Genomic DNA, 17,588 nt, shown 5'->3' with positions numbered 1-17,588 from the left:
GCACTGCCATGGGCGCCAAAGCGGCCTCTCCGACGCCAGGCACGCCGCCCCGCGTGGGCGAGCCCGGCATCGATGTCCGCATGCTGCATTTCGCCATCAACCAAGCGGTGCGGAATGCCTGGACCGTGGGGGTGATCTGCGCTTTCATCGCGGCCACGGCATTCCGCCACACACCGCACTGGATCACCCTCGCCTGGCTGCTGGCCGTGGGCATGGTCTACGGCCTGCGTGCGTATTGGCTGCGCCCGGCCTGCCGCCTCGAGACCCTGGCCCGGTCGCCCAACCTGTGGCGGCGGCGCTTTCACGTCGTCACGCTGGCGGTCGCGCTGGTGGTCGCGGTCGGGCCCACGCTGGTGTTTCCGACCATGCCCGAGGGTGCGCGGATGTACCTGACCATGGTGCTGTGCTGCTGGCTGGCAGGCGCCATGGCGGTGTTCGGCCCGGTGCCGAAGCTCTACACCGGCTATGCACTGCTGTTCATGGGCGGCACCGCGCTGGGCTGGGTCTGGGTCGGCAGCCCCTACGTCGTCGACATCGTGTCCATGCTGCTGATCTATGCCCTGGTCGTCGCCGGCTTCTGCCAGTCGTTCGGGCGCCTGATCGCCAACGGCATGAGCATCCGGCACGCCAACGAGCGCCTGGTGGTGGAGTTGCGTCAGGCCAAGGAAGCCGCTGAGGAGTCCAGCCGGGCCAAGACACGATTTCTTGCCGTGGCCAGCCATGACCTGCGGCAGCCGCTGCATGCGCTGATGATGCTCAACGGCTTGCTGGGGCGCGTCAACACGGTGGATCAGGCGGCCGAGGTGTCGGGGCAGATGGGACGTTCGCTGCGCAACCTGGACCGGCTGTTCACCTCGCTGCTCGATTTCTCGCGCTTCGACAGCACCGCGGTCGAGCCGGACTGGCGCTGGCGCCCCGCCGACGACCTGATCGAGCTCGCCATCCAGCCGATGCAGGCCGCCGCACAGGCCAAAGGATTGCGCCTGCACCACCCCGCCTCGGACGTCGACCTGCATACCGACCCCGAACTGTTCACGCGCATGCTGCGCAACCTGGTCGACAACGCCATCAAGTTCACCAACGTCGGCGGCATCGACGTGGCGGTCCACCCGGGCACCGGCCAGAGCTGCCTGGTCACGGTGACCGACACCGGTCGGGGCATTCCGGAGAACCTGCGCGAGGAGGTGTTCAAGGAGTACGTCCAGGCATCAGATGACCGCGGTAACAACGGGCTGGGGCTCGGGCTCGCCATCGTGCGCCGCCTGGCGCAAGTCCTGGACATCCAGATCCGCGTGACCGACAACCCCGGCGGCGGCACGCGATTCGAGTTGCATCTGCCTGCCGGCAGCACCCGGCCGCACCAGCCGGCCAGCGAGGATGAAGGCGCCGACCAGGGCGGCCGCGCACCGCTGCGGCCGGTCACCGTGCTGTGCATCGACGACGACCCGGATTCGCTGGACGCCATCGACCAGCTGCTGCGCTCGTGGGGCTTGCGTGTGCGCTGCGCGAGGTCGGCCGACGAGGCACTGGTCGTGGCCAGACAGCAGGCGTCGATCGACGTGGTGCTGAGCGACTACTCGCTCGGCGATGGGCCGTCGGGCAACGAGCTGATCTACCGGTTGCGCGAACTGATCGGCGAAGTGCCCGCCGCGCTGATCAGCGGCGACAGCCGCGCGATGCAGGCACACCAGGCGGGCCAGATCGAGTTTCCGGTGCTGGCCAAGCCGCTGGCACCGGCCGAACTACGTCAGTTGCTGGAGGTGTTCCAGGAGTTCGAGTGACGGCATGCACGGCACGTCGTGCAGCCGCAACGTGGAGGAAGGATCGATGGACGAGCGACTGTCGCGCAGCATGGATGCATTGCGCGAGGCCATCCGCAAGGACCCGGACAAGGTGTTCGAGGTGCTGGTCATCGGCTCCGGCTACGGCGGTGCGGTGGCGGCGCAACGCCTGGCAGAGCGCGGGGTACGGGTCACGGTGCTGGAGCGCGGCCTGGAATACCTGAGCGGCGAGTTCCCGGACGGCCTGGGCAAGGCGTTCGGCCAGATCCGGATCGACAATCACGCGACATCGCAGGTGGTCGGCAACGAAACCGCGCTGTTCGACGTCCGGCTGGGCGACGGCCTCGACGTTCTGGTAGCCAACGCCCTGGGAGGCGGCAGCCAGATCAACGCCAACATGGTGATCGCGCCCGACGACGAGGTGTTCGAGAAAACCCGGCATGGCCGCAGGCTCTGGCCCGGCACCATTGATGGGAAGACGATGTCCGTCTATTTCGAGCAGGCCCGCCATGGCCTCGGCGCCAGCGCCTTTCCAGGCACTTTCGCAGGCGCCGCTGGTCCGCGCTCGACGGACGCGGTGCTGGAAAAACCCCTGAAGGCGCAACGCCTCGAAGAGCTTGCGGCCAGCCTGCAGGATCTCGTCCGGAAGGAAGGCCGGTGCAGCTTCGACGCCAGACCATCCCTGACGGTACGCCATGTCGACACCGCAACCGACAAGCTGCTCGGGCTCGGCAGCTTGCCGTCGGGTGTGTGCGTGGGCTGCGGTGAATGCGTGGCCGGCTGCAACTTCAACGCCAAGCAGACGCTGACGCACACCTACCTGCGTCGCGCCCGCGCCGCCGGCGCAGACTTGTACACCGGCGTGACGGCGCTGCGCCTGTCGCGCGCCGCCGATGGCTGGCAAGTGCACTGCGTCGCCACGCAGGACCGCAAGCACCTGCGCCGTGGCGGCCACGCGCCGGAGCTCGTGCTGCGCGCCCGCAGGGTCATCCTGGCGGCAGGATCGCTGGGCAGCACGGAACTGCTGCTGCGCAGTCGATCACCCACGCTGGTGTTTTCGGCCTGCCTGGGCGAGCGGCTGGCCACCAACGGCGACAACCTGGCCGCTGCCTACCTGACGCAGGAACCGGTGAATGGCATCGGCCAGGGCGCCGCCGGATTCGCGCGCGACGCACCGGGGGTCGGTCCCACGATCAGCGGCAGCATCCGTGTGCGCGACCGCGACGACCTCGAGCGTGAAGTATTGATTCAGGACGCCGCCATTCCACGGGCATTGGCTGGTGTGTTCCACGAATTGATCAGCTCCTACGGCATGCTGGTCCAGTTGACAACGCGGGACATGCGGCCCTCGCGCGGGAACGGCAGGCGTGAACCGTTCGACTGGGCCGCCCTGCAGGCGCGCAGCCTGTCCCACACGCAAGTCCTGCTGCTCATGGGGCACGATGCCGCGTGCGGGCGCATCACCTGGGATCCGCGTACGGACCGCCTGGCATTGCACTACCCGACGCAGGAGAACCAGCGCATCGCAGAAGTGCAGCACGTCTACCTGAATGCCATCCGGGGACGTCACGGCATGCTGCTGAGCAATCCCAGGCTGGAGCCCATTCCCCGAAACCTGGCGCCTCTGCTGGACAACCCGCCACGCGGCCCCAGCTTCTCGGTGCATCCGCTGGGCGGCTGTGCCATGGGTACCGACGTGACGACCGGCGTGGTCGACCATGTCGGCCGCGTGTTCGATCCATGCGCCGGCAGCGCGGCTGCCCATGAAGGGCTCTACGTGCTGGACGGGGCGATCGTGCCAACCTCGTTGGGTGTCAACCCCCTGCTCACCATCACCGCGCTGGCCGAACGCGCCATCGACGTCCTGACCAAGGAGGACATGCTGATCGAGGAGCACGCCAGGATCACGCAACCGGCCACTCCCGGACCCGTGTCGCAACCGCCGATGCGCGACAAGAAAACGTTCGCAGCGGCGCCGCGCCACGTGCCGGTGCGCTTCACGGAAGTGATGCGGTCGACGGTGGCCGGCGGGGCCGTGCGGCGCAAGCGCGGCGAACCCGAGTCCGGCTTCGCATGGCTGCGCGACAACGGCACGTTCTGTCCGGCCGATGCCAAGCTGGTGCTGCACCTGCCGCTACCCAGCATGGAAGCGTTTGCCGCCGACTCGACGCACACGGTGCAGATTCCTCCTCCCAGCGCCGACGTGCACGGGATCATGGCCGACCACGACCGCGCCGAGTTCATCGTGGACGAGGCGGTGCCGGCAAAGATCGAACCGCACCCCAGACAGGTTCCATGGGCACGCATGCAGGTCGTCGGTGGCCGCGTGGAGCTGCTGTCGACAGCGCCCCGAGGCAATCGGTGGCAGCGTTGCGGCACCGTCGCGCGCACGGCAATCACCTGGTTCGTCGTGCGTGGCGCGCGGGACATCGGGAATTGGCTGCGTCGCATACCGACGCGGAGATCAACCACCGGTGCCAGGTCCATCAGGGCCTTGCTTCACGAGATCATGGAATGGGTGGAGCTCGTGGCTCGGATGATCGTGCACGCCAGCGAAGTGCGCACCATGCGGTACACCCTGCACCTGCGCGAACAGGGCCGCCGACTCCCGGAAGGCGTCAGCCACGTGCTGATCGGACGCAAGACCGTCAGCTATGCAGCGAGCTGGGGTGAACTGTTCCAAGCGGTCCTCGACACTTTGTGGCGGGGTCGCCGTCCCGACCCGGAGCCGCGCGCGACCACACCCCAGACATCGGGCACACCGAAGTCGCCAGTGAAGCGCAGGCCACGGCTCGAACGAACCAACGTCTGGCTGTCGCTGTCCGAGCTGCAGGTCGAGGTCTTCGACGGTGACGCACGTCGCGTCGGCTTCGGCACCCTGGGGCTCGATTTGATCGACATGACACGCCTGCACGCCCCGCAGCTCGGATTGCGCGGCAACACGCCAGACGCCCTGATTACGCTGGCCGGATATCCGTTGTGGATGCTGCGCTTCCTGCTCAAGACCCGGTTGCTGGATTTCCGCTACGACTCCCGGCGTCAGGAACGCTTGTCAACCACCGGCCTGGCCGAACGTGACAGCGATCCTGTGACCCCATGGCCCGAGCGTTTCCCCGCCTTGACCGTCGATGATCCGCATCGTCCCGGCACATGGCGCCAGGTCGAGGCGCAGGTTCAGGAGCCGTTCGAGGTGCAACTCTCTGCCAAGGATCCGGACACCAAGGTGCGTCTGCGCATGATTCGGTATCCGGCGACGACTCCGAAGCGTGCCTTGTGCAGGACATCGGGCGTGCACCGGTTCCAGGCGATCCTGCTGATCAATGGCTTCGCGCAATCCACGCTGCCTTTCGTCGCCGAGGAGCTGAAACGCGAACAGGGACACTGCAACATGGCCTCGTGGCTGTACGAGCAGGGTTTCGAGGTGTGGATGCTCGAGTACCGGATCAGCACCATCCTCGACGCCTCGAAACAGGCCTCCACCATGGACGAGATCGCGGCCTACGACATCCCGATTGCCGTGGATCGCGTGCTGGCCCAGCTGCGCAGGGATGCAGGCCTTGCGGCCGATGCGCCCGCACAGATCTACGCGCTGGCGCACTGCGTAGGCGCCGCCTCGCTGGCGATGTCGCTGCTTGGCGGACATCTGCACGACCCGCAGCGTGCTTACGGCAAGCTCGCGGGGGTGGTGTTCTCGCAGATGCAGATGTACCTGGTCGGCAGCGTGAGCGCACAGACCCGGATGCCACTGAGCGCACTCGCCCGCGACGCCCTGGGGATCGATTACTTCCGCTTGTCGGCGACCGAAGGCCACGCGACCGATCTCGAAAGAGCGCTTGACAGCCTTTTCGCCAGCCTGCCGGTTGATGCCGACCAGGAATGTCCGCATGAACGGTCAGGCCTTGACCCCCACCTGGACACCTGCACCTGCAAGCGCATGACAGGCGTCATATCAAGAGTGGTTCACCACGCCAGGATCCTGCCCGAGACACACGAGAAGTTTCCGATCTATTTCGGGCGCGCCAATACCAGCCTGCTGGTGCATGGGTCACGCTGTGTGGAGAACGAACGTCTGGTCAACGCGGATGGCCAGAACGTGTATGTGACCGAGGCGAACATCGCGCGCCACCTCGGTATCCCGATCGCGTTGCTGCATGGCGACGAGAACGCGCTGTTCACGGTGGAATCCGCGAAGCGCACCTACGATCAACTGAGACGCATCCATCCGCAACTGCACGATCGCAAGCTCATTCGGCAGATCATCGCCAAGGAGTTCGCCCATTTCGACTGCACGATCGGAAAAGGGCGCGACATGCAGGTGCAGGTGCTCGACCCGCTGGCCGAGTTCCTGACCGCCGCCTGGGAATACGACGCGTCGGACACTGCGCCAGTGCAGACACGACCGGAGAAGCAGCGACGGCTGGTGGCGCCGCTGACCGGGCCGCTCATCGGCTGGACACGGCCGGCACAGGACCATGACCGGGCCGGGTACCTGGTTCGTGTCTGGATCGAAGTTGACGACGGCGCATCGGATCCGGCGGAGCGAGTCATCACCTGGCTTGGCAACATGTCTGACATGGTGTCGTGGCCGGTGCTGCGGATCCCGTTGACGCAGTGGGAAAGACCACCCGCCGATCCCAGTGGCTGGCAGATGGCACCCAAGGACGGTGCGGCCTATGTCGCCGTCGCTGTCGCCGACGTGTTCGTTGACCAGTCGATGCTGCAGGACGGCCAGCCGATCCGCATCACGATGCTGAGCCGGCACGCCCATGCACCGCTTCCACCGGGCGGGAACTGGCCTCGCGACATCCACGAAAACCTCGCGAGCCAGCAGTGGGTCGGTCAAGCCGAGCCCATGCGAGTGATGAGCGGCACCGCTGCGCCAAGCGGCCTGGGCATCAAGCAAGTCATCGATGCGCCACCCGTCGACCCACCTCAAACTGGAGCTGCCAGCTCGCCCAGGCTCCGTGGCCAAGCCTTGAGCGACAACGATGCCAGGGAAGTTTCCAAGCTGTATGAGACCTTCCGCGAGCAGGAACAGCTCGATCTTGAAACCGCGACGCGTGCCAATCCTGGCACGACCTCGCGCAAGCTGCGCAGCCCGCGCCAGCGGCGCGACGGTCCGACCGCCCAGGTTCGTCTCGAGCCATACGCACTGAAGGCAGGAGCACCCGCATCGCTGCAGTTCGTGGCGGCATCCTGCCGCCATCCCGGCCTGCCCGTCGAACGGTCTCGCGCCAGTTTCACGCTGCTGGACCTCGATCAACGCATGAGCAACGGCGAACTCGCACCCCAGTTCGCGATGATGCTGGGCGATCAGGTCTATGCCGACGCCACTGCCGGCCTCGCCGACAGCCCATCACCGGTGGAAAAAATGACGCTCGCGTACCGGACCGCCTTCGCTGCCGAGGGCATACGTCGCATCACGCAGCGGATTCCGGTCTACATGGCGATCGACGACCATGAAATCATGGATGAATGGTCGGCCGATCTTGCGCTTGCAGGCACCTCAACCTACAAGGAGTCCGTACGGCAGCTGTCCGATGCCGGCATGGCCAGTTTCGCCGCCTACCAGTGGCTGCATTCACCGCGCAATCTCCGCCTGGACAGCCTCGATTACAGCTTCACGGCACCGGACAGCGCCATCTTCGTGCTCGATGCTCGGACGCAACGCATCCGGTTCCCTGCCGATGAGAAGCAACCCGTGCTCTGCAGCCCGCAACAGCTTGAGGCGCTGAAGCAATGGCTCGATCAGGCAGATGACAAGCTCAAGATCATCGCGTGTGGCTCCGTCGTCGTGCCTGGGCTGCACACCCATGACAACGGCGAGTCCGGCCGAACACCTGCGCGCGATGCGGACAACTGGCAACTTGCGCCGCACCAGCGCGCGCAAGTGCTGCACATGATCGCCAGCTCTCAATCCAAGCGCGTGGTGCTGCTGTCCGGTGACTACCACTGCGCCGCGGTTTCAAGCATCGAGTTCAAGCACGCGGATGGAACCCGGCGACGCGCTTGCGCCATCGTGGCGCCGCCGCTTTACGCGCCCTATCCGGCCATCAACGTGCACCCCAAGGAGGTGCGCGCCCACGAATCCATCACACTGGTCGACGGCTGGACGGCGGAAGTCGCGACCGAGGCCTGGGACGGCAACGGCTACGCCGAGATCGCCGCGCTGCCCGCCCCGGATGCCTGCTGGGTCCAGATCAAGCTGCGCCTGGTGCAGTTCGACCGCCGACGTGCGCCCGCATGGTCCACCCGGCAGCGCAGCGTGCTGGTGGGTTGAAGCGGGCGCACGCGCCCGGCCGCGATCAAGCCTACTTGACCGTCACCAGCCGCCAGTCGAGCCGGTTGTCGGCACGGTGCACCACGTCGATGCCCTGCTTCATCGCCCAGGGGATGACCTGGTTGTGCAGCGGCAGGTGCGACACGTCCTGATGCTCCAGGATCAGCGCCTGCTCGATCAGTTCGTTGCGGCGCTTGTGGTCGGTCTCGACCTTGACGCGCTCGACCAGCGCGTCCATCTGCGGGTTGGAATAGCGGCCGACGTTGTAGTTGCCGTCGCCGCCGGCGCCGACGCTGCGCACCAGCGACTGCAGGCTGTACAGCGCGTCGAAGGTCGGCACGCCCCAGCCCAGCATGTAGATGCTGGCCTCGTGGCGCTGGATCATCGGGAAGTAGGTCACCAGCGGCAGCGTGCGCAGCTTGGCCTTGACACCGACCTTGGCCCACATCGCCGCCACCGCCTGGCAGATGCGCTCGTCCGCGATGTAGCGGTTGTTGGGGCAGGCGAAGTCGACCTCGAAGCCGTCCTTGTAGCCGGCATCGGCGAGCAGCTTCTGCGCCGCCGCCACGTTGAAGGGGTAGCGCTGGTCGGCGCGCTTGGTCCAGCCGTTGACCTGCGGCGCGATCAGCGTGCCGGTGTTCTGGCTCAGGCCACGCATCACCACCTTGTGGATCGAGTCCATGTCGATGGCCTGGTAGAGCGCCTGGCGCACGCGCTGGTCCTTCAGCGGGTTCTTGCCCTTGACGCTGGAGCCCACCAGCTCGTCGCGGTGCTGATCCATGCCGAAGAAGATGGTTCGGTTCTCGGGACCGGTCACCACCTTCAGCGCCTTGTTGTTCTGCACCCGCTGCAGGTCCTGCGGCGTCGGGTCGAGCACCAGGTCGACCTCGCCCGACAGCAGCGCCGCCATGCGCGTGGCCTCGGACTTGATCGGCGTGTAGATGATCTCGGTCACGTTGCCGGCCTTGGCCTTGGCCGCGTGGCCCCACCAGTTCGGGTTGTCGACCAGCACCAGGCGCTGGTCGGGCTGCCACTCCTTGACCATGAAGGGCCCGGTGCCCATGGCGTTGCGGTGGGCGTGGCTTTCCTCCTTGGTCTTGATGTCCTTGGGCTCGAGCGAGTTGTTCTTCTCGGCCCAGGCGCGGCTCATGATGCGCAGCTCGGTCAGCTGGTTCAGCAGCACCGGGTTGGGCGACTTGGTGAAGACGTCGATGCTGTCACCGCTGGCCACCACCTTGTCGATGCCCTGGGTGTAGACGTTGTAGTTCGAGGTCTTGGCCATGGCGCGCTCGAGCGAGTACTTGACGTCCTCGGCCGTCAGCGTGCTGCCGTCGCTGAACTTGACGCCCTGGCGCAGCGTGAACTGCACCTGCGTCGGGCTGACCTGCTTCCAGGCGGTGGCCAGCATCGGCTCGAGCTTGAAGGTCTTGCTGTTGTAGTACACCAGCGACTCGTAGATCGCCGCATGCACGCCGTTGCCGAGCGCGTTGTTCTGCGAATGGATGTCCAGCGTCGGGATGTCGCTGGCGCTGGCCCACTTGAAGGTCTTGGCCTGCAGCGGCAGCACGCAGCAGATGGCCATGGCGGCCAGTGCCAGGGTACGGATGTTCATGGTCTATGCTCTTGTGAGGTTGCAAAGCCGTGCAGTATCGGCAAGTTGCACGGCACTCCACAGAGGGAAGTCCCTGAGCCGGAACGGCGGCCGCAGCCATGGTTTGCCGTGAACAAGTTAACAAACATAATTACTTCGGCAAGTGAAAACCCCTAGCAGGCCGGCACGGATCGGAACCCATAATTGCCCGGTTTCAGCGCTGGCAGGACATGACGGATCGCATGAGTTCGGACATCATTTTGGAGACGCGTGGGCTCGTCAAGGAGTTCAAGGGCTTCGTAGCAGTCAATGACGTCAACCTCAAGGTGCGTCGCGGCACCATCCATGCGCTGATCGGGCCCAACGGCGCCGGCAAGACCACCTGCTTCAACCTGCTGACCAAGTTCCTGGAGCCGACCAGGGGCCACATCCTCTTTGACGGCCACGACATCACGCGCGAGCGGCCGGCCGACATCGCCCGCCGCGGCATCGTGCGCTCGTTCCAGATCTCGTCGACCTTCCCCAACATGAGCGTGCTGGAGAACGTGCGCGTGGCGCTGCAGCAGCAGCTCGGCACCGCCTTCAGCTTCTGGAAGTCCGAGCGCACGCTGGACCAGCTCAACGGCCGCTGCATGGAGCTGCTGGACCACGTCGGCCTGGCGCAGTTCGCCAACGTCCCGGCGATGGGCCTGCCCTACGGCCGCAAGCGCGCGCTGGAGATCGCCACCACCCTGGCCATGGACCCCAAGCTGATGCTGCTGGACGAGCCGACGCAGGGCATGGGTGCCGAGGACGTCGAGATGGTCACCGACCTGATCAAGAAGGTGGCCGCCAACCGCACCATCCTGATGGTCGAGCACAACATGGGCGTGGTCGGCAAGATCGCCGACACCATCACCGTGCTGCAGTTCGGCGAGGTCATCGCCGAGGGCCCCTACGAGGAAGTCTCGCACAACCCGCAGGTGCTGGAAGCCTACATGGGCAGCGCCGAAGAAGAGCTGCAGGGCGCCCACGGCTGACGCGAGAATTCCCATGAGCACCGCATCCACCCCCGCCATCTGCCTCAGGGACGTGCATTCCTGGTACGGCGAGTCGCACATCCTGCACGGCGTCAACATCGACGTCATGCCGGGCGAGGTCGTCACCCTGCTGGGCCGCAACGGCGCCGGCCGCACCACCACGCTGCGCGCCATCATGGGCCTGGTCGGCAAGCGCACCGGCTCGATGCAGATCAACGGCGTCGAGACCGTCAAGCTGGCGCCGCACCACATCGCCCGCCTGGGCGTCGGCTACTGCCCGGAAGAGCGCGGCATCATGACCTCGCTGACCTGCCAGGAGAACCTGATGCTGCCGCCGGTGGTGGCCGAGGGCGGGATGAGCCTGGACGAGATCTACGGCATGTTCCCCAACCTGCAGACGCGCCGCAACAGCCCGGGCGGCCGCCTGTCGGGCGGCGAGCAGCAGATGCTGGCGGTGGCGCGCATCCTGCGCACCGGCGCCAAGATCCTGCTGCTGGACGAGATCTCGGAAGGCCTGGCGCCAGTGATCGTGCAGGCGCTGGCGCGCATGATCCGCGAGTTGCGCGCGCGCGGCTTCACGGTGCTGATGGTGGAGCAGAACTTCCGCTTCGCCGCGCCGCTGGCCGATCGCTTCTACATCATGGAGCGCGGCCTGATCGTGCGCGAACTCACCGCCGCCGAGCTGCACGACAGCACCGAGATGCTGCATCAGTACCTCGGCGTGTAGATCGGGTGGACAGATTTTCTTGTGGCTGTAACCTCACTGAAGGAGAGTTCCTTATGAAACGCAAACTGCTGAGCAGCCTGATCGCAGGCATCGGCCTGGTCGTGGCCGGCGCCGCGCAGGCGCAGATCTCGGGCAACGTGGTCAAGATCGGCGTGATGAACGACATGTCGGGCCTGTACGCCGACATCGGCGGGCCGGGCTCGGTGCTGGCCGCCAAGATGGCGGTCGAGGATTTCCAGAAGACCTCCAAGGCCGGCCTGAAGATCGAGGTGGTCTCGGCCGACCACCAGAACAAGCCGGACGTCGGCTCCAGCATCGCACGCAAGTGGTACGACACCGACGGCGTCGACATGATCTCCGACGTGCCGACCTCCTCGGTGGCGCTGGCCATCAACGAGGTGACCAAGGAAAAGGGCAAGGCCTTCGTCAACACCGGCGCCGCCAGTTCCGACCTGACCGGCAAGTCCTGCTCGCCCAACACCGTGCACTGGCTGTACGACACCTGGATGCTGGCGCACGGCACCGGCAGCGCCGTGGTCAAGAGCGGCGGCGACAGCTGGTTCTTCCTGACCGCCGACTATGCCTTCGGCCACGCGCTCGAGCGCGATACCGCCGAAGTCGTGAAGGCCGCCGGCGGCAAGGTGCTGGGCGACGTCAAGGTGCCGCTGAACACGCAGGACTTCTCGTCCTTCCTGCTGCAGGCGCAGTCGTCCAAGGCCAAGATCATCGGCCTGGCCAACGCCGGCGGCGACACCATCAACTCGATCAAGCAGGCGGCCGAGTTCGGCATCGTCAAGGGCGGCCAGAAGCTGGCCGGCCTGCTGGTGTTCCTGCCCGATGTGCACGGCCTGGGCCTGCAGACGGCGCAGGGCCTGCAGATCACCGAGTCCTGGTACTGGGACCTGAACGACGCCAGCCGCGCCTGGGCCAAGCGCTTCGCTGCGCAGCACGGCGGCAAGTACCCCTCGTCCGACCATGCCGGCGTGTATGCCAGCGTGCTGCACTACCTGAAGGCCGTCGAAGCCGCCAAGACCGACGACGGCACCAAGGTGGTGGCCAAGATGAAGGAACTGCCGACTGACGACCCGCTGTTCGGCAAGGGTCAGGTGCGTGCCGACGGCCGCAAGACCCATCCGGTCTATCTGTTCGAGGTCAAGAAGCCGAGCGAGTCCAAGGGCGCGTACGACTACTACAAGGTGGTGCAGACCATCCCGGCCGACCAGGCGTTCCGCCCCATGGACCAAGGCAACTGCCCGCTGGTGGCGAAGAAATAACAGACCAGCCGTTGCTGCTCCATCGAGCAGCGCTACTGCCCGCTGGTGGCCAGGAATTGACAGCGTGTTCCTGGCCACCTTTCGGAGACCATACTTAAAGGAGAGGTCACTATGAAACGCACACTGCTCTACACCATGTTGGCCTGCCTGGGCCTGGCCAGTGCCGGCCTGGCGCAGGCGGAAATCACAGGTAACGTCGTCAAGGTGGGCGTTCTCAGTGACATGTCCGGTCCCTATGCTGATCTGTCCGGCCCCGGCTCGGTGGTGGCCGCCAAGATGGCGGTCGAGGACTACATCAAGGCAGCCGGCTCCAAGCTGAAGGTCGAGATCGTCTCGGCCGACCACCAGAACAAGCCCGACGTTGGTGCCAGCGTCGTGCGCAAGTGGATCGACTCCGAGAACGTCGACATGATTCTTGACGTGCCCACCTCCTCGGTGGCACTGGCGGTCAACGAGATCGTCAAGGACAAGAACAAGATCATGCTCAACTCCACCGGCGGCACGTCCGACCTGACCGGCAAGGCCTGCACGCCCAATACCGTGCACTGGACCTACGACACCTGGATGCTGGCCCACGGCACCGGCAGCGCCGTGGTCAAGAGCGGTGGCGACAGCTGGTTCTTCCTGACCGCCGACTACGCCTTCGGCCACGCGCTCGAGCGCGACACCGCCGCGGTGGTCAAGGCTTCCGGCGGCAAGGTGCTGGGCGACGTCAAGGTGCCGCTGAACACGCAGGACTTCTCGTCCTTCCTGCTGCAGGCGCAGTCGTCCAAGGCCAAGATCATCGGCCTGGCCAACGCCGGCGGCGACACCATCAACTCGATCAAGCAGGCGGCCGAGTTCGGCATCGTCAAGGGCGGCCAGAAGATGGCCGGCCTGCTGGTGTTCATCAGCGACATCCACGGCCTGGGCCTGCAGACCGCGCAGGGCCTGCAGCTGACGGAAACCTTCTACTGGGATCTCAATGATTCCACGCGCGCCTGGTCGAAGCGCTTTGCCGCGCTGCATGGCGGCAAGATGCCGACCATGGTGCAGGCGGGCGTCTATTCCGGCTTGCTGCACTACCTGAAGGCCGTGGATGCGCTCAAGGAAGATGGCGATGGCGCCAAGGTGGTGGCCAAGATGAAGGAACTGCCGACCGACGATCCGCTGTTCGGCAAGGGCGTGATCCGCGCCGACGGCCGCAAGGTCCATCCGGCCTACCTGTTCGAGGTCAAGAAGCCGGCCGAGTCGAAGGGCCCCTGGGACTACTACAAGCTGGTGCAGACCATTCCGGCCGACCAGGCTTTCCGTCCGCTCGACCAGGGCAACTGCTCGCTGGTGGCGAAGAAGTAAGCCCGCAGACGGCAGCAAGCGACCGCAAGGCATAGACGCAGCATGGAAATCTTCGGTATCCCGATCCAGGCCATGATGGGGCAACTGCTCATCGGCCTCATCAACGGTTCGTTCTACGCCTTGCTGTCGCTCGGGCTGGCCGTGATCTTCGGCCTGCTCAACATCATCAACTTCGCCCACGGCGCGCAGTACATGATGGGTGCCTTCGGCGCCTATCTGCTGCTCAACAAGCTGGGGCTCGGTTACTGGTGGGCGCTGCTGATCGTGCCGATCATCGTCGGCGCCACCGGCCTGTTCATCGAGCGCACCATGCTGGTGCGCCTGTACAAGCTTGATCACCTGTACGGCCTGCTGCTCACCTTCGGCCTGGCGCTCATCATCGAGGGCCTGTTCCGCAACGAGTACGGCTCCACCGGTCTGCCCTATTCGATCCCCTCGCAACTGCAGGGCGGCACCAACCTGGGCTTCATGTTCCTGCCGATCTACCGCGGCTGGGTCATCATCGCCTCGCTGGTGATCTGCCTGGCGACCTGGTTCGTGATCGAGCGCACCAAGCTGGGCGGCTACCTGCGTGCCGCCACCGAGAACCCGCAACTGGTGCAGGCCTTCGGCATCAACGTGCCGCGCATGATCACCCTGACCTACGGCTTCGGCGTCGCGCTGGCGGCACTGGCCGGCGTGATGGCCGCGCCGATCTACCAGGTCAGCCCCGGCATGGGTGCCAACCTGATCATCGTGGTGTTCGCCGTGGTGGTGATCGGCGGCATGGGTTCGATCATGGGCGCCATCGTCACCGGTTTCGGACTCGGCCTGACCGAGGGCCTGACCAAGGTGTTCTACCCCGAAGCCTCCACCACCGTGATCTTCGTCATCATGACCATCGTGCTGATGATCCGTCCGGCCGGCCTGTTCGGAACCCAGAAGTAAGCCATGGCCACCGCATCGACCCCCGTTCCCGCCACCGCCGTACCGGCGGCCAGCGCCGCAGCCGACAACCCGGTCGGCCGGCACCGCATCGTCTTCGTGCTCATGGCCGGCTTCTTCGCGCTGGCCCCGTTCATCGGCATCTACCCGGTGTTCATGATGAAGGTGATGTGCTTCGCGCTGTTTGCGTGCGCCTTCAACCTGCTGCTCGGCTTCGGCGGCCTGCTGTCGTTCGGCCACGCCATGTTCATCGGCGGCGCCGGCTACGCTTCGGCCCACGCCGCCAAGGTCTGGGGCCTGACGCCGGAGCTGGCGATCCTGTTCGCCACGCTGTGCGCCGCGATCCTGGGCTGGGTCACCGGCAAGCTGGCGATCCGCCGCCAGGGCATCTACTTCGCCATGATCACGCTGGCGCTGGCGCAGATGGTGTTCTTCTTCAGCCTGCAGGCGCCGTTCACCGGCGGCGAGGACGGCATCCAGGCGGTGCCGCGCGGCAAGCTGTTCGGCCTGATCGACCTGTCGAACGTGACCGCCATGTACAGCTTCGTGCTGGCGATCTTCCTGGGCGGCTTCCTGCTGATCTATCGCATCATCCATTCGCCCTTCGGCCAGGTGCTGAAGGCGATCCGCGAGAACGAGCCGCGCGCCATCTCGCTCGGCTACGACGCCGACAAGTTCAAGCTCTACGCCTACATCCTGTCGGGCACCCTGTCGGGTCTGGCCGGCGCCACCAAGGCCATCGTGTTCCAGCTCGCCTCGCTGACCGACGTGCACTGGGGCATGTCGGGCGAGGTGGTGCTGATGACCCTGGTCGGCGGCATGGGCACCATCTTCGGCCCGGTGGTCGGCGCCGCCATCATCGTCACCATGCAGAACTACCTGGCCCAGCTCGGCGCCTGGGTCACCGTGGTGCAGGGCGTGGTCTTCGTGGTGTGCGTGCTGCTGTTCCGGCGCGGCATCATCGGCGAGATCGGCGCCGCGCTGAAGAAGTCGCTCTGACGGAAGCCAGCGCACACCAGGAAAAAGCGGGCCATCGGCCCGCTTTTTCATTGATCCGCGCCTACTCCACCACCGTGCGCGACTGCTCGCGCAGGTACTGCTGCAGGTAGTGGAACGAGCCGATCGCCTTGCCGGTGCTGCCGCTGCCCTTCCAGCCGCCGAACGGCTGGTAGCCGGGCCAGGCGCCGGTGGTCGCGCCCTGCGGCCGGTTGGCGTAGGTGACGCCGGCTTCGATGCGCTCGTGGAAGTGCGCCACCTCGTCGGCCGCGCCGTAGAAGCCCGCCGTCAAGCCGTAGTCGCTCGCATTGGCGCGCGCGATGCCCTCGTCGACCGAATCAACCTCGCCCACCAGCACCAGCGGCAGGAAGTGCTCATCAATCCAGGCCGCGTCATCCAGCGGCGCACGCGCCACCGTCGGCGCGACGAAGAAGCCGTGCGCCAGCTCGCCATCGGTCAGCCACTGGCCGCCGGCATCGACCTGCCCGACCCGACGCAGGTGCTCGGCCAGGCGCTCATACCGTTCATACGCCGCGCGGCTGATCACCGGCCCCATCCAGTTGGCCTGCTGGGTCGGATCGCCCACCGCGATCTCGTGCGTCAGTTGCACCAGGCGCTCGCGCAACGCGTCGGCCACCGGCCGCTCGACGTAGACGCGCGAGCAGGCCGAGCATTTCTGCCCCGACAGCCCGAAGGCCGAGCGCAGGATGCCCAGCGCGGCGCGCTCGAGGTCGGCGTGGCGGCTGACGATGGTGGCGTTCTTGCCGCCCATCTCGGTGATGCATGGCCGGGGATAGCGCCCTTGCATGGTCTGGCGCAGGATCTGCATGCCGACCGCATGCGAGCCGGTGAAGGTGATGCCCGCCACCTGCGGGTGCTGCACCAGCGCACGGCCGGTGTCGTCGCCACCGGTGACGAAGTTGATCACGCCCGGCGGCAGCCCGGCATCGCGCAGGCACTCCAGCAGCAGCCAGCCCGACAGCGAGGTCTCGGGCGAGCCCTTGAACACCGCCGTGTTGCCGGCCACCAGGGCCGGCCCCAGCGGCCCGCCGGCGAGCGCGAACGGGAAGTTGAACGGCGCGATCACCGCCCACGCGCCATACGGCCGCAGCACCGTGCGGTTGTGGCTGCGGAAGTTCGGCAGCGGGTCGTCCGGCAGCACGCGGTCGAAACCGTCATGGGCCTCCATCTGCTCGCAGTACCAGTCGATCAGGTCGGCCGTCTCCTGCACCTCCCCGATCGACTCCATGCGGTTCTTGCCGACCTCCAGCGCCACCGCGGCGCTGATGGCGTAGACGCGCTGCTCGATCAGGCGCGCGGCGCGCCGCAGCAGCGCCACGCGCTCGCGCCACGGCGTCGCGGCCCAGGCCGGCCAGGCGGCGTGCGCGGCCCGCACGGCGCGATCGACCTCGTCGGCGCCGGCGTCGGCGAAGCGACCGATCAGCCAGTCCTGGTTGATCGGTGAGCGGCATTCCACGAAGCTGCTGCCGGCCACCGGCTGGCCACCGATCCACATCGGCCAGTCCCGGCCCATGGCGTCGCGCCTGAAGCCCTGCAGGGCCGCATCGAACTGCGCATGCAGTTCGGGCGGCGGATTGAACATGGTGGAATAGGTGAGCTTGAACTGCGCGCTGTCGGCCATGAACGTCTCCTGCATTGAC

General features: G+C 66.3%; 10 protein-coding genes. 8 read left to right on the top strand and 2 right to left on the bottom strand.

Translation table 11 applies throughout. The annotated features are described in order from the left end of the window. Window positions 1-80 precede the first annotated feature (80 nt). Window positions 81-1,781 carry a hybrid sensor histidine kinase/response regulator gene (locus PK606_RS10130; RefSeq protein WP_324563461.1) on the top strand — a complete coding sequence of 567 codons (1,701 nt, stop codon included), beginning with the start codon at window positions 81-83 and terminating at the stop codon, window positions 1,779-1,781. Between the two features lie 46 nt (window positions 1,782-1,827). Continuing rightward, window positions 1,828-8,061, top strand: a complete 6,234-nt coding sequence (locus PK606_RS10125) for an alkaline phosphatase D family protein (RefSeq protein ID WP_324563459.1) — start codon at window positions 1,828-1,830, stop codon at window positions 8,059-8,061. Window positions 8,062-8,092: 31 nt separating this feature from the next. Here PK606_RS10125 and PK606_RS10120 read toward each other — a convergent pair whose 3' ends face one another. Beyond that, window positions 8,093-9,673: an ABC transporter substrate-binding protein gene (locus PK606_RS10120; protein ID WP_324563456.1), complete on the bottom strand. Its 1,581-nt coding sequence runs from the start codon at window positions 9,671-9,673 to the stop codon at window positions 8,093-8,095. A gap of 221 nt (window positions 9,674-9,894) precedes the next feature. Between PK606_RS10120 and PK606_RS10115 the strand changes: the two genes are divergently transcribed. The 6 genes from PK606_RS10115 to PK606_RS10090 all read left to right on the top strand — a co-directional run bounded on the left by PK606_RS10115 (window position 9,895) and on the right by PK606_RS10090 (window position 15,930). Continuing rightward, window positions 9,895-10,671 (top strand): ABC transporter ATP-binding protein, encoded by a 777-nt coding sequence (locus PK606_RS10115; protein WP_324563454.1) that lies wholly within the window; start codon window positions 9,895-9,897, stop codon window positions 10,669-10,671. A 13-nt stretch (window positions 10,672-10,684) separates the two neighbouring features. Beyond that, window positions 10,685-11,398, top strand: coding sequence for an ABC transporter ATP-binding protein (locus PK606_RS10110; protein ID WP_324563451.1), 714 nt, complete (start codon window positions 10,685-10,687; stop codon window positions 11,396-11,398). Between the two features lie 53 nt (window positions 11,399-11,451). Then, the gene (locus PK606_RS10105) at window positions 11,452-12,672 is read left to right on the top strand and encodes an ABC transporter substrate-binding protein (protein ID WP_324563449.1); all 1,221 of its coding nucleotides are present in this window, start codon (window positions 11,452-11,454) and stop codon (window positions 12,670-12,672) included. A 111-nt stretch (window positions 12,673-12,783) separates the two neighbouring features. Beyond that, window positions 12,784-14,007 carry an ABC transporter substrate-binding protein gene (locus PK606_RS10100; protein WP_324563446.1) on the top strand — a complete coding sequence of 408 codons (1,224 nt, stop codon included), beginning with the start codon at window positions 12,784-12,786 and terminating at the stop codon, window positions 14,005-14,007. 42 nt (window positions 14,008-14,049) lie between these two features. Beyond that, on the top strand, window positions 14,050-14,934 hold the full coding sequence (locus PK606_RS10095; RefSeq protein WP_324563443.1) for a branched-chain amino acid ABC transporter permease: 885 nt from the start codon (window positions 14,050-14,052) through the stop codon (window positions 14,932-14,934). A 3-nt stretch (window positions 14,935-14,937) separates the two neighbouring features. After that, window positions 14,938-15,930 carry a branched-chain amino acid ABC transporter permease gene (locus tag PK606_RS10090; RefSeq protein WP_502920824.1) on the top strand — a complete coding sequence of 331 codons (993 nt, stop codon included), beginning with the start codon at window positions 14,938-14,940 and terminating at the stop codon, window positions 15,928-15,930. Between the two features lie 61 nt (window positions 15,931-15,991). On the opposite strand, the gene PK606_RS10085 is transcribed toward PK606_RS10090, so the two are convergent. After that, window positions 15,992-17,569 carry an aldehyde dehydrogenase family protein gene (locus PK606_RS10085; RefSeq protein WP_324563441.1) on the bottom strand — a complete coding sequence of 526 codons (1,578 nt, stop codon included), beginning with the start codon at window positions 17,567-17,569 and terminating at the stop codon, window positions 15,992-15,994. Between the last annotated feature and the right edge of the window lie 19 nt (window positions 17,570-17,588).

The sequence above is a fragment of the Ottowia sp. genome, assembly GCF_035444425.1.
Lineage (GTDB): Bacteria > Pseudomonadota > Gammaproteobacteria > Burkholderiales > Burkholderiaceae_C > Ottowia.
This window is presented reverse-complemented; position numbering and strand designations above follow the sequence as displayed.